Genomic DNA, 12,875 nt, shown 5'->3' on the forward strand with positions numbered 1-12,875 from the left:
GACCGCTCTTTATGAGTCGTTATCCCCTTTAACAACTCTCCTATTGATAAGTAAAAAATGAACGATGAAGTAAACAACGGAGTCGAACGTTTTGGTCGTTTTGATGTAGATTACTCTCGTAGAACGATCACTCGTATCAGTGATAATGCTGTTTTAAAAGTATCACGCTCAGAGACTCATATTTTTGCTTTATTAGCAAATTCAGCAAACCAAACAATCCACAGAGAAACATTACTAAAAGAATGTTGGCAAGGTAAAGTTGTTACCAATAACTCATTAACGGTAGCAATTAAGAACTTACGTACAGCTTTTAGTAAAATTGGTGAGCATAAGATTATCCAAACTGAGCCTAAGCTTGGCTACTCTATTAAAGAGGCAGCGTTAGCTGATGATGGTTATTTTCAAGCTTCCTATAAAGAAGACGATATCAGCAAACATATCGAAGCACATCAGATAGCTGAAATCATTGAAATGCGTGAGCATACAGAATGCATTATCAAAAAATCTGAGCTTAATAACCAAGATAAAAGACGTAATTCGCGATTCAAAAGATTTGAATCGATAAGTATTTCTGATTTTATTGTTGTCAGTTTTTTCTTCTTAATAACGCTATTTGCTTGTTACCAATACCTTTTATTTGTTGATACAACAGATGTCGATGGTATTTCTGTACACTACAATGGTGTAACGTTGCCAAATCCGGTAACGGAAGCGATAACAGAGCATAAAACAGGTGACATTGGGCAATGGTATGCATTCCCTATTGGTGGTTTATGTGAACGTTATCAATTAATAGGCGTGTTAAACGAGCACTACATTAATTTAACGTCGCAAGTAAACCAGGAGCAATGCAATGATTAAAAAACCACTACTTGGTGTGTTTTTAGCCGTGTGCTTCATTTTTATTCAAGCAACGTTTAATGCGCTAAATACGCAATCTTCGTATGTTTTTACGGATAAATACCCTACTTTCGGCTCTGAAATGCTTAAAGTTGATTTTAATAAAGGCCGTGTAAAAATGAATTTAGTGAGGAAAAATACTGACAATAAGATTATTTCATCGTCTTTATTCAGTGGTATTTTTCTTAGATTTCAAAACCATTATTACACATTTGGTGTTAAACGAATGAATAAAAGCCGAGGTGTTGATTTTACATTTAGGAACTTTTTTATTGATTCGTTAAGGACCAACGAAGCTGTTTACATTTCAGATGACAGAGGGATTTTGGAGCTAGATAATGGACATGCTATTAACCTAAGTAGCCTTCTTTTAGGTAATAAAATACGTTAATGATTAAGCCGGTGTTTCCCGGTTTAATTTTATCAAGATAAAAAGTTATAGTGCACTAGCTTGCTGTTTATTTGAAAGAAAAGTGTTATATTATAGTAAGTTAAAGGAGTACTTAATGGCAATAACTATTCGAGATGTCGATCAGCACTACTATATGATCGAATCACTTAAATCATTAACTGAAAGTAATGTAACAACAAAAGCACTAATTAAAGGTGGTTATTTAGCGGTTGATTTAGGACAGCAATTGGAAGATGAACGAATCAAACGTATAAAAGCCGAGACAGAATTAAAAGAACTAAAAGAAAAGTTTGCCGCATACATCAAAAGTAAAGACGAGCTACTCAACGCGTTGAAATAATTATCATCACAAGTTAATCTACCCTTGGCTTAACTTGTGATTTTCCCTTCAACTCTTCTTATGCTGTTATTACCAATTCATCAAATTGTGTTTGTGGATCAAATTCTCGGCTAAACGCCATATTTGAATAAGAAACCAAACAAATTTCAGCAGTATAAGACACAATACTCCCCTCCACTAAATGCCCACCAATTACCTTACCTTTCGCATCAGCAACAGATATATGAAGATGAACATGTGACGGTGTTAATGTCCCTGATAAAGTTAAAATTTCTAACGGCCCTGCTAACTCAATAGTTTTGGACTCGTCGGCTAAACGTATAATTGCTTGCGACAGGCAGCCAACACACGAAAGTAATGAGCCTGCTTGGATCTGATTATTTTGAACATATTGAAGTATGCTCTCTTTTAAATCAGTACCTTGGGTTAATCTAAGTGCATGAGGAGTGATCAAAATGAAATGTCTTATGCTGGATGGGCGACTGTAAACTCGCCCATTGAGTAACTAAAAACTTAAGCTCGTTTTCCCTTTTTGCTTGACTGCGAGCTATGAGGAAACACATTACGAATTCGTTGCTTGATCTTAGCTGGAATATCTTTTGAAAAATCAATTTTAGTCGTAAATCGATTTTTATAGACTTTAATTTGCCCACTAAATGGTGTCTTATGGGCGATCTCTTTACATGATGTTTGAAAGCCTGTTGGTACATCACCTTTCGTCTTAGTTAATTCACCATTTTCAAATTTCAGTACCATTATTGGACGATCTTTAAAGACAATAAAAATAACAACAACTGCTAAGACTAATACATACTCCATTACCTACTCCTTAGAAGATGACTTCATACAGAACAGTAACCACACAACAAAAATTATTTACTAAAAGGGTCGATGTTGAGCAGTTCTGTCAAATTATTCTTAATATCACTGACTTGCTTACTGGCTTGCTCTGTTCTATTACTTTCACTTATCAGGTATTCAATCGTGTCAGATAAGGTTGAACCTAACTCTTGCGATTTTTCTGCCAACTTTTCCCACACACGATAATCGAGATCGATCGACTTTTTACGCGTATGCACTTGTTCTGCATTAAAGTGACGTTTTCGTTTCGCTCGAATGGCTTGTTTTAACTTATTATCAAGTTCAGGAGACATATTGGCACTAATCCAATCAATCACTTTGGTTGGTTCGTGTTCAATATCAAACAGCGCATCAACAGCAGCTTCTGCTTCACTACGATCAACAAAACAGGTGATCGCTTCACCTTCCTTATGCTTCTTTACTAAATAAGTCCATTTCCAACCGGCTTCAAGATTTTCAAGCTGCTGATATTTCATAAGATTAATACATTCTCATCATTCAACGAAACTACGTGACAGTGTAACCCTAGAGTCCCCAAATAACAATCCATGATTTGACATTAACTGGTTGTTTTTATGAAACATAAATATAGGTCATAAGTCTCTATTATGAGCTCTTTGATTGTTTTATACTGCTTACCTTTTCACAGTAACAATAGAAACCTAAATTTATGCATGAAGAATCTTGGCGTACAATGTTTCCTGATTACACTCAGTACCAGACGACTCTAGATCATTATAGCAATCTTGAACCGGCTTCCATCGGTACTCTTCAACCTCGACTATCAGATGCCGTACGTCGCTTCAGCGCGCTCAATTTACAGCCTCGCATTCTCCGTATTACGGCGCCTGATAATACCTTGTACCGTGATTATATTATTGAACTCATAAAAAAATACCAATTCAATAGTAATAATAATACAACTTGCTCACAGACGAGTGAAAAAGAGCAGCCGATAATCATTGCGGGTGACAATGTTACTGCCGAAAAACTATTTGGTACGGTTTACCCACCACTAGAGCAAAATACATTAACGAAACCAAGCATTAAGCATGGCTTATTGCATCAAGCTCACAATGGTTACTTGGTGCTTTCTATTACAGCATTACTGAGTAATCCATCTTTATGGCCTCGCCTCAAAAGTACCCTTACTGATGGTGTATTAGAGTGGGAATCGTCAAACAAAAAAGTCTTAGTTAACCTACCGCCTGCCGAAAAAATCAACGTTAAGTTAGTGATTATTGGTGATCGTTACTTAATGGCAGAGTTAGACAGTGCAGAGCCCGATTTAAGTACAGGTTTTGCAATGTACGGTGAGTTTGAACAAGATTTACTTCTTAATGATGCTAACCTTGAAGATTACCTTGGTTATGTTAAAGCCATTATCGAGCATCATCAGTTGCCACAGCTAGCAGATAGTGACGCTGTCACCGCTTTATTAAACGCAGGTGCTCGTTATGCTGAAGACCAAACACGTTTACCACTATGTTTGCTCTGGCATCTAAACTTGCTGTCTGAAGCCAGCCTTGAATCTGACGGTAACGTGATCACAGCAGCTAACATCAAAGCCTCTTTACGTGCTAAAGAATACCGTGAATCTTATTTACCAGAGCGTGCAATAGCAGATATTCACCATGGTCAGGTTCTTATCGCTAGTGATGGTAAAGAAATTGGTCAGGTTAATGGTTTAACTGTGGTCGAAATGCCTGGTCACCCAACAGCTTACGGTGAGCCTGCTCGTATCTCTTGTGTTGTTCACTTTGGTGATGGTGATATTTCCGACGTTGAACGTAAAGTTGATCTCGGCGGTAATATTCACGCTAAAGGCATGATGATCATGCAAGCCTTCGTTGCTACAGCACTCGATTTAGATCAAGCCTTACCCTACTCAGCTTCAATTGTATTTGAGCAATCTTATTCAGAGGTTGATGGTGACAGTGCATCATTAGCTGAGCTATGTGCACTAATGTCTGCACTTTCTTCTCAGCCAATTAATCAACAAATCGCAGTAACAGGCGCAGTCGATCAATTTGGTCGTGTACAAGCTGTAGGTGGCATTAATGAGAAAGTAGAAGGCTTCTACAAAGTATGTGTACATCGTGGCCTGACTGGCAACCAAGGTGTGATCTTACCAAAAACGAACCTAAGTAACCTTTGCTTAAATGATGAGGTTATCGAAGCGATCAAAGCAAAACAGTTCCATATTTGGGCTGTTGAGAATGTGGATGAAGCCATTCCTCTTCTTACAGATAAACCATTCCGTAGTGAAAACGAAGAAGATGAGACAATCCTTTCATTAATTGAAGAGCGTATTGATTACTTCCATCACGGTGATTTGTCTAATGAAGTTGGATTGCTAAATCGAATTCGTATGCATGTCGCAAACTGGTTTGTCCAGAACTGATCCGAGTTGTTAAGCTTACACGTGTACGCTAAATTGCTCCCATACTTTTCAAGGAGTAATTGATTCTAATGACACGCCAGCATTCTTATACACACGAAGAACTCGTCGCATGTGGCAATAGCGAACTATACGGTCCTGATTTCCCATCATTACCATCAGATAACATGTTAATGATCGACCGTATTGTAAATATCACGGATAAAGATGGTGAGCACGGTAAAGGTTTTATCGTTGCTGAATTAGATATCAACCCTGACCTATGGTTCTTTAACTGTCACTTTAAAGGCGATCCAGTAATGCCTGGTTGTCTTGGCCTTGATGCAATGTGGCAGTTAGTTGGTTTCTTCTTAGGCTGGTCTGGTGGTGAAGGTAAAGGTCGTGCACTTGGTGTAGGCGAAGTGAAATTCACTGGTCAAATTCTACCAACAGCGAAGAAAGTCACTTACGAGATCCAACTTAAGCGTGTTATTAACCGTAAGCTAATTATGGGTGTGGCAGATGGTCGTGTACTGGTAGATGGTAAAGAAATCTACGTAGCAAAAGATCTTAAAGTGGGTCTTTTCAAAGATACTGACAACTTCTAATCGCCTATAATTTAGCGATTATTAAGCCCTGTTGCAGCAATGTATCAGGGCTTTTTTGATCCACCAGCAATATAAGATTGCTATCAATACAAATAGAAAAGTATTGTTAATTCAATTTTGATAGCTTTCTTCCAAGAAGAAATAAAACCACCAAGCCAATAATGCTATCTTTTTGGTTTTTTGACATTAAAAAGCCCCTTCTCCTAAGGGGCTGCAGAATAGGGTTTAACCATGAGGGAGGTATTATTTATAGAGACCTTGTTGCAAGTCTTCTCTTGCGTCTCGCCAACCACCTAGCCAGTTAGTACGGGCATCTGTACCTTGGTACGGACATGCATCTGTAGAACGGCCATTTAATCCGGCTTGATAACCTCGAGCCTGCGCACGTTCTAAACGATCCCGCTTTTGTCTCTTCATAGTTCGGTCCTCATCCTTATCTGTATATTACTTTTCATTACTATTACGTAACGATGGAGTTTTTATGTCTCCACTTATAAAAATGGGTGATTACGAACAATTTATCAAATATAAAAACGAAACAAGCCCACAAAATGTGAGCTTGTTTGAATAATGTAATTTCTTTAAAAAATTACTTTCTGCGGCGGAAACCAATAAAGCCAAGTGCTGTCAAAGCAAGAATTCCAAGTGAACCACCAGAGCGTTTTACTGGTTCATCTTCTTCAGCTTTACGAACAATAATATCTTTATCAGTCGCATTTGCTTTAGGAACAAGCTTAATTGCTACTTGTTTTTCGGTCACTGAACATTGCGCTTCTTTCGTTAGGTTTTGATAGCCACCAGCACAGTAATTAGCGGTAGCAGAAATCACACCTGCGTTGTTAACGTCAGTTGCAGAAATGATACGGTAAGAGTTGGCAACTGAGTTTGCTGCACCACCGTCATTCGTTAGATCGTCAAGCATCCATACACTACCAGCTTTCAGTGGACCTTGAGCCGTTGAACCTGCAATGTAAGTAAACGCACGATGACGACGCTCAGAACCATCAATTTGGTTCTTCGTTTCTGAATCAACCCAGCCTACAACTTGATCATGATCGTTAATCGCCTCTGCATCACCGTTTGAACCACGGAAGAAAATAGAGCTAACAGAAGAATCTAAGAACTTAGTCTGACCTGTTGCATTATCATAGATAAACATTTTTTGTGGGTATGAACGGTTATCTGCCTTGTGACTTTTCGCGATACCAACAACTTTGAAATTTGCGTTAACATCGTTAGCCATTGTGTATTCGTAGTTACGATCATCACCAGTAGAAATTGTCATGCCAGGAATAGCGGTTTGAGTCCATGATGAATCAATACCAGCTGTAGGCTTAAAGAAAGCGGCTTCCATTACATAAGAATCACTACTGTTAGTATCACGAGAGATATAACCAACGGCAACTGGTGAACCGTTAACCATAGTGACAGCATTAGCCGATGCTTGTGCTGACACATCCTCATGATCGTTATCAACGGCAGCTAGGTTTGACCCCATTGCCCCTGATTTAACAACATTACCTGACGCATCAACTAGCCAAAAAGCAGCTTCATTAGCAAATGAACTAAACTGACATTCAAATGTACTGTACAAGTTAGATGGATTAGTTGCACATTGCTTAAAAGTATCTTTATTGAAACCTAAACCAATATCGATATCATCAGTATTAGGATCACGAGAATCAACATCTTGTGTGAAAGTTTGAGCAAATGAAGACGAACCAACTACCAACAGTCCACCAGTCGTTTCTACCGCACCATTTGCCATGGTTTGACCCATGTTCTTAACAAATGCATCACCTGATACAGGATTTAACAATGCAGCAGGCGTACCATCAATATTAACAAAACCGCGTTTTGCAAATGCACGAGGATAAACATCACCATTTTTAAATACAGCAGAAGACGATGTACCAAAGCTGTAATTACCAACGATGCCTTCTAACGTTGCATCCGTTGTATTGTCTTGAATAGCCCCTAAACCACTTTCTGTGTATGCACTTGCATCATCAGCTTTAGTCGTTACTGCGGCGCCATTATCTAAAGCAACAGCATTTGAATGATAGTTATTTTTCCATGTTTGCTGAATATGCTGAAGACCACCTAAGCCCTGACCACTTTGCCAGTCATCTTCATTATAACCATAGCCAAAGTACTCACTACGAGCCCAAATGTCACATGTGTTATAACCTAAATCATCTCGACAGTAGCTATATAAGCCACTTACATCATTAATAAACTGACGATTTTGATTGAATGCAGTGGCATCTGAAAGTGGTGTGCCTTGTGTACCACGTCGAGCAGTACCAGCAACATCATACGAACCTGCATTACAATTGCCCGTAAAACAGTTTTCCCCTTCTGAAGAAGGCTTAATTCCCGTTGTAAACATAGAAACAGGCGTACTGTCTGCATTTGCCTGAGCATTAGGGAAATATGCTTGTGCTGCTAGTTCATCAGCACCTGCAGTTGAAACTGGCTCAATCGTATAAACAGCAGCACTCGCTTGAGATGCACCTGCAACCAAAATAGCAAGCGTTGATAGTTTTAACATCTTATGTGGCATTAGGATTCCTTTTGCATTGCCTCTAGCTCTTCCCAACGTTCAAAAGCAACTTCAAACTCTGTTTCAATCTCAGCTAAGTGAGTCAAAATCGCTTGAGTATCATTGCTTGGGTTCGCGAAGAAATCAGGATCATTAATTTTTTCCTGAAGCTCGGCAATTTCATTTTCCAAGTTTTCGATCTTTTGCGGCAAACCGTCTAATTCTACTTGAAGCTTGTAAGAAAGCTTTTTCGTTGAACGTTGACGTTGAGTCTGACGCTGTTTCTGTTCATCTTCTTTCTTTTTAGCTTGTTCGATTTCCGCTGCTTGCTCTTTTGCACGATTTGCATAAGAGTTTGCACGTTGAGATTGGGCATCATGGTAACCGCCAACGTATTCGTTAACAACGCCCTCTCCCTCAAAAATCCAGCTTGTGGTCACAGTATTATCAACGAATTGACGATCGTGACTAACTAAAAGCAATGTACCCTGATAATTGGCAAGAATATCTTCTAAAAGTTCCAATGTTTCGATATCCAAATCGTTGGTTGGCTCATCGAGAACCAATAAATTATTTGGTTTTAGGAACAATTTAGCCAACAATAGTCGGTTCTTTTCACCACCAGATAGTGCTTTTACTGGTGTACGCGCACGACGTGGGTGGAATAAGAAATCTTGCAAATAACCTAATGCATGACGTGTTTTACCATTAATGGTCACTTCTTGCTTACCATCAGCAAGGTTATCCATTACGGTCTTCTCAGGATCAAGCACTTCACGGTATTGGTCAAAGTAAGCGACTTCAAGCTTTGTACCACAATGGAAGTCACCTTCTGTTGCTTGTAACTTATCAAGCATCAGTTTGATCAAGGTACTCTTACCACAACCATTCGGGCCAATTAACGCAATACGGTCACCACGCATAACATTAAAGCTAAAGTCTTTAACGATTTGCTTATCGCCGTAACTATAACCGATATTCTTCGCTTCAAAGACAATCTTACCAGAGCGGTTTGCATCTTGAAGTTGCATTTCTGCTTTACCAACAACATCACGACGTTCTGCTCGTTCATTACGTAATGCTTTCAATGCTCGAACACGACCTTCGTTACGAGTACGACGCGCCTTAATACCTTGACGGATCCACACTTCTTCTTGTGCTAATTTTTTGTCAAAAAGTGCATTTTGCTCGGCTTCAACACGTAGCATTTCTTCTTTCGCTTCTAGGTAACCTTCATAATCACCAGGGAAAGACGTTAACTTACCACGATCTAAGTCTACAATACGTGTAGCCATCGAACGGATAAATGCACGGTCGTGTGAAATAAATACGATTGAGCCTCGGAAGTCTTTTAAGAAACCTTCTAACCATTCAATCGTTGTTACGTCTAAGTGGTTGGTTGGCTCATCTAGTAGCAAAATATCAGGATCACACACAAGCGCACGTGCCAATGCGGCTTTACGTTGCCAACCACCAGATAAATCCGTAAGTAATGTGCTTGCATCTAACTTTAAGCTTTCCAAGACAGATGCAATACGAGTATCAATCAACCAACCATTGTTATGGTCGACTTTCTCTTGAATACGCGCCAGCTTATTGATGTTTGATTCGCTAGGATCTGCGGTCACTAATTCCAATTGGTGATGGTACTCTCGAAGTACTTCACCCACTTCAGCTAAACCTTGAGCAACATAATCAAATACAGTGCCTTCGGCATTACGTGGTGGATCTTGTTCTAAACGTGAAACCACCAGCTCATTTTGACGCTGAACACTACCGTCATCTAACAGAATGTCGCCAGCAATCACTTTCATTAACGTGGATTTACCCGCGCCATTACGACCCACAAGACATACACGCTCATGAGGTTGAAGAAGAAATTCAGCTTTATCTAGTAATGCATGATCGCCGTAAGCCAGTTGAGCGTTACTAATTTTTATAAGTGCCATCGTAATTAACCAAGCTTATTAGTAGTTAACCATGTTTGTAATGTTTCTTTATCGAAGGGCCAGCCTAATTCCGAAACATTGAGCTCATGGTGTTGAATAGAGAGTACAGGTATGGTTACACCGTAACGAGAGAACAGTGCATCATCGAATGCGATATCGACAACTTCTACGTTGTCTTGAATCCCTACCTCTACGAGCAAGCTGTATGCCTGCTCGCAAAGATGGCAGCCTTCCGTGCTATAAAGTGTGATTAACACTAGCCTTCCTTGTGAGTGATGATCCAACAGTTGTGGATTTGCTTGTTCTTAGCAAAATCCATTGGCAATGTTTTATCTGAGATGTTCTTCGCGTGTAAGCCAAGTTCATTCAGTTTATCTAAATCCATCTTGAAGTGACGTTTGTTGTTTGAGAAAACAATTTGACCTTCAGGACGTAACATACGTTTTAGGTTTTCCATCAACATGATGTGATCACGCTGAATATCAAACGACTGCTTCATACGCTTAGAGTTAGAGAACGTTGGTGGATCGATGAAGATAAGATCAAACGTATCGTCCACTTCTTGTAACCACTGTAGACAGTCAGCTTGAATAAACTCATGCTGAGAACCTACTTGGTTGTTCAGCTCCATATTCTCTTGTGCCCAACGAAGGTAGGTATTTGACATATCCACCGTTGTTGTTGTTTTCGCACCGCCAACAGCTGCATGCACAGTTGCCGAACCAGTGTATGAGAATAGATTCAAGAAATCTTTACCCGGTGCCATCTTGCCAAGCATACGACGAGTAATACGGTGATCAAGGAATAGACCTGTATCAAGGTAATCATACAGGTTAACTTTAAGTTCAACGCCGTACTCCTCTACTACCATGTGACGTTCTGCACTTGATAGTTTCTGGTATTGGTTCTTACCTTTCTGACGCTCACGCACTTTAAGAATAACTTTGTTACTCTCAACGCCTGTTACTTCAATCGTTGCACGTAGAATATCCATGATACGACGACGAGCTAACTCTTCAGAAACAGACTTAGGTGCCGCATACTCTTGGATGATGATGTAATCTTTGTACTTATCAATCGCTGCGTTGTAGTTAGGAATGTCAGCGTCGTAAATACGGTAACATTCAATACCTTCACGCTTAGCCCATTTACCTAACTTAGCAATGTTCTTCTTCAAACGGTTAGCAAAATCCGGTGCTACGTCTTCTTGAACAATAACGCCTTCTGCTTGACCTTCTTCTTTCTGAACACTACCTGCTGTGATTAAGTAAGTCTTAAGCACACAATCTAACGCACCGTTACGAAGCTTAAATTGTTTGTCTGCACGCATACGCATACAGCTTAATAATTCATTTGAACTTGAGTAAATTGCAGCAACAGAGCCTGCAAACGCTAATTTCAAGCGGTTACCAAACTCTTTGTAAAGCGAGATAAGCTCAGGTGTTGTACCTAAACGCTCACCGTATGGTGGGTTACAAAGAATAACGCCTGTTTCAAAGCCCTCTGGACGAACAAGCTGAGTAGCATCACCGTATTCAAAATCGATAAGCTCTTTAACACCAGCACGACCTGCGTTATCACGAGCAACAGCAAGTACGCGACGATCCATTTCACGACCAAAGAACTTAGTTGTAACTTTTGCAGGACCACGGCGAGATTTCACTGTTGCTTCTGCATGAATTTCCATCCAAGCATCTTTATCGAAGTCTTTAATCGACTCAAAGCCCCAGCGTTTACGTTTAAGACCCGGTGCGATTTCAGCAGCGATCATTGCCGCTTCAATTAACAAGGTACCTGAACCACACATAGGATCGAGTAGAGGTTGCTCTGGTGTCCAACCACTCTTAATCACAAGCGCCGCAGCATGGGTTTCACGTAATGGTGCTTTACCCGCTTCACTACGATAACCACGTTGGTGTAAACCACTACCCGCCATATCAAGACCAAGAATACCTTTCTCGCCTGATAGACGCATATGAACACGAAGATCTGGACGCTCACGATCGATATTTGGACGACGTAAATCCGCTTTAGTAAAGCGGTCTACAATCGCATCTTTGATTTTCATTGCGCCGTATTGGCTGTTGCGGATTTCACGGTTCGTACCGTTAAAGTCAACCACGATGCGAGTATTGCTATCAAAATAGTTCATCCAATTGATAGCAGTTGCACCTAAGTACAGATCCATATCATCACGAACGTTAAATTCACTCAGTACTTGAATGATACGTGATGAGATACGTGTCCATAGACAACAACGGTAGGCTGTTGCTTGCTCTGCTTTAAAGCGGACACCGGCATGCACAACTTGAATGTTCTGTGCACCTAATTGTTCTAATTCATCCGCCAGCAAGTTTTCAAGGCCGCGGGAAGTAATAGCTAGATATTGATTCATGGAGTTCTTTTCACACTAATATTGCGTGGAATTATAACCGAAATCACAAAAAATGCCTCGTCAAAACCGCTCTCAAATTGCTCATTTACGAAAATTTTTTAGTCTTCAATCATAGAGTTCTGGAAGTCATCACTTTAAACGACAAACACTTTGAAATTCGCTAATGCAAGTAGCTATTACAACAATAACCAATGAACATAAAACCTAGTGATTCTTTATACCGTCCCATCACAGTTTATTCTTACTCATTATTCGATAAAACCAGCGATAGAATAACGACAACCCCATCATCCACCAGCATCAACAGTAATAATTAACCACTAAAAATCAATAACTAATAGGTATTCATCCGTTACTTTTAAACTGTTATTTAGCACTATTCCTTACGTTAAACTACATAGTGGAATAATTTATTCCATTATTATGACAGTATCTTTCTGCGGTTTATTCTTATTATTTTCATAGTGGAGAAATGTGATAAATGA

13 protein-coding genes are annotated in these 12,875 nt (G+C 39.7%); 5 read left to right on the forward strand and 8 right to left on the reverse strand.

Annotation, left to right across the window (positions count from 1 at the left end):
• The first annotated feature begins 57 nt into the window (after positions 1–57).
• The 3 genes from E5A76_RS02660 (at position 58) to E5A76_RS02670 (ending at position 1,652) form a co-directional block, all read left to right on the forward strand.
• On the forward strand, positions 58–861 hold the full coding sequence (locus tag E5A76_RS02660; protein WP_161118024.1) for a winged helix-turn-helix domain-containing protein: 804 nt from the start codon (positions 58–60) through the stop codon (positions 859–861).
• Positions 854–1,291: a hypothetical protein gene (locus tag E5A76_RS02665; RefSeq protein ID WP_053989729.1), complete on the forward strand. Its 438-nt coding sequence runs from the start codon at positions 854–856 to the stop codon at positions 1,289–1,291. Before E5A76_RS02660 ends, E5A76_RS02665 begins: the two co-directional genes overlap by 8 nt.
• 115 nt (positions 1,292–1,406) lie before the next feature.
• Positions 1,407–1,652 carry a hypothetical protein gene (locus E5A76_RS02670; RefSeq protein WP_053989728.1) on the forward strand — a complete coding sequence of 82 codons (246 nt, stop codon included), beginning with the start codon at positions 1,407–1,409 and terminating at the stop codon, positions 1,650–1,652.
• A 58-nt stretch (positions 1,653–1,710) separates the two neighbouring features.
• Here the strand turns inward: E5A76_RS02670 and E5A76_RS02675 are convergent, their stop codons facing one another.
• Genes E5A76_RS02675 through matP form a run of 3 tightly spaced genes read right to left on the reverse strand, consistent with a single transcriptional unit; the run spans position 1,711 to position 2,989 of the window.
• The gene (locus E5A76_RS02675; protein ID WP_107166971.1) at positions 1,711–2,106 is read right to left on the reverse strand and encodes a PPC domain-containing DNA-binding protein; all 396 of its coding nucleotides are present in this window, start codon (positions 2,104–2,106) and stop codon (positions 1,711–1,713) included.
• 59 nt (positions 2,107–2,165) lie between these two features.
• Positions 2,166–2,471: a DUF3634 family protein gene (locus E5A76_RS02680; RefSeq protein ID WP_053989726.1), complete on the reverse strand. Its 306-nt coding sequence runs from the start codon at positions 2,469–2,471 to the stop codon at positions 2,166–2,168.
• A gap of 53 nt (positions 2,472–2,524) precedes the next feature.
• Complete coding sequence (gene matP, locus E5A76_RS02685) at positions 2,525–2,989, reverse strand: macrodomain Ter protein MatP (RefSeq protein ID WP_008987064.1); 465 nt, start codon at positions 2,987–2,989, stop codon at positions 2,525–2,527.
• A gap of 194 nt (positions 2,990–3,183) precedes the next feature.
• Between matP and E5A76_RS02690 the strand changes: the two genes are divergently transcribed.
• Both E5A76_RS02690 and fabA read left to right on the forward strand, forming a co-directional pair.
• Positions 3,184–4,917, forward strand: coding sequence for an AAA family ATPase (locus E5A76_RS02690; RefSeq protein WP_161118025.1), 1,734 nt, complete (start codon positions 3,184–3,186; stop codon positions 4,915–4,917).
• Between the two features lie 68 nt (positions 4,918–4,985).
• On the forward strand, positions 4,986–5,501 hold the full coding sequence (gene fabA, locus E5A76_RS02695; RefSeq protein ID WP_008987066.1) for a bifunctional 3-hydroxydecanoyl-ACP dehydratase/trans-2-decenoyl-ACP isomerase: 516 nt from the start codon (positions 4,986–4,988) through the stop codon (positions 5,499–5,501).
• Positions 5,502–5,744: 243 nt separating this feature from the next.
• Here fabA and rmf read toward each other — a convergent pair whose 3' ends face one another.
• From rmf to rlmKL, 5 genes are all read right to left on the reverse strand, one after another.
• Positions 5,745–5,918, reverse strand: a complete 174-nt coding sequence (gene rmf / locus E5A76_RS02700) for a ribosome modulation factor (RefSeq protein WP_008987067.1) — start codon at positions 5,916–5,918, stop codon at positions 5,745–5,747.
• A gap of 172 nt (positions 5,919–6,090) precedes the next feature.
• Positions 6,091–8,067 carry a DUF3466 family protein gene (locus tag E5A76_RS02705; protein ID WP_161118026.1) on the reverse strand — a complete coding sequence of 659 codons (1,977 nt, stop codon included), beginning with the start codon at positions 8,065–8,067 and terminating at the stop codon, positions 6,091–6,093.
• Positions 8,067–9,995 (reverse strand): ATP-binding cassette ATPase Uup, encoded by a 1,929-nt coding sequence (uup, locus tag E5A76_RS02710; protein WP_053989723.1) that lies wholly within the window; start codon positions 9,993–9,995, stop codon positions 8,067–8,069. The genes E5A76_RS02705 and uup overlap by 1 nt, the downstream gene beginning before the upstream one ends.
• 5 nt (positions 9,996–10,000) lie before the next feature.
• Positions 10,001–10,252 (reverse strand): glutaredoxin family protein, encoded by a 252-nt coding sequence (locus E5A76_RS02715; RefSeq protein WP_053989722.1) that lies wholly within the window; start codon positions 10,250–10,252, stop codon positions 10,001–10,003.
• A complete protein-coding gene (rlmKL, locus tag E5A76_RS02720; RefSeq protein ID WP_053989721.1) occupies positions 10,252–12,390 on the reverse strand; it encodes a bifunctional 23S rRNA (guanine(2069)-N(7))-methyltransferase RlmK/23S rRNA (guanine(2445)-N(2))-methyltransferase RlmL in 2,139 nt (712 codons plus the stop codon). The genes E5A76_RS02715 and rlmKL overlap by 1 nt, the downstream gene beginning before the upstream one ends.
• Between the last annotated feature and the right edge of the window lie 485 nt (positions 12,391–12,875).

The sequence above is a fragment of the Photobacterium lucens genome (genome assembly GCF_009873615.1).
In the GTDB taxonomy this organism is placed as follows: domain Bacteria; phylum Pseudomonadota; class Gammaproteobacteria; order Enterobacterales; family Vibrionaceae; genus Photobacterium; species Photobacterium lucens.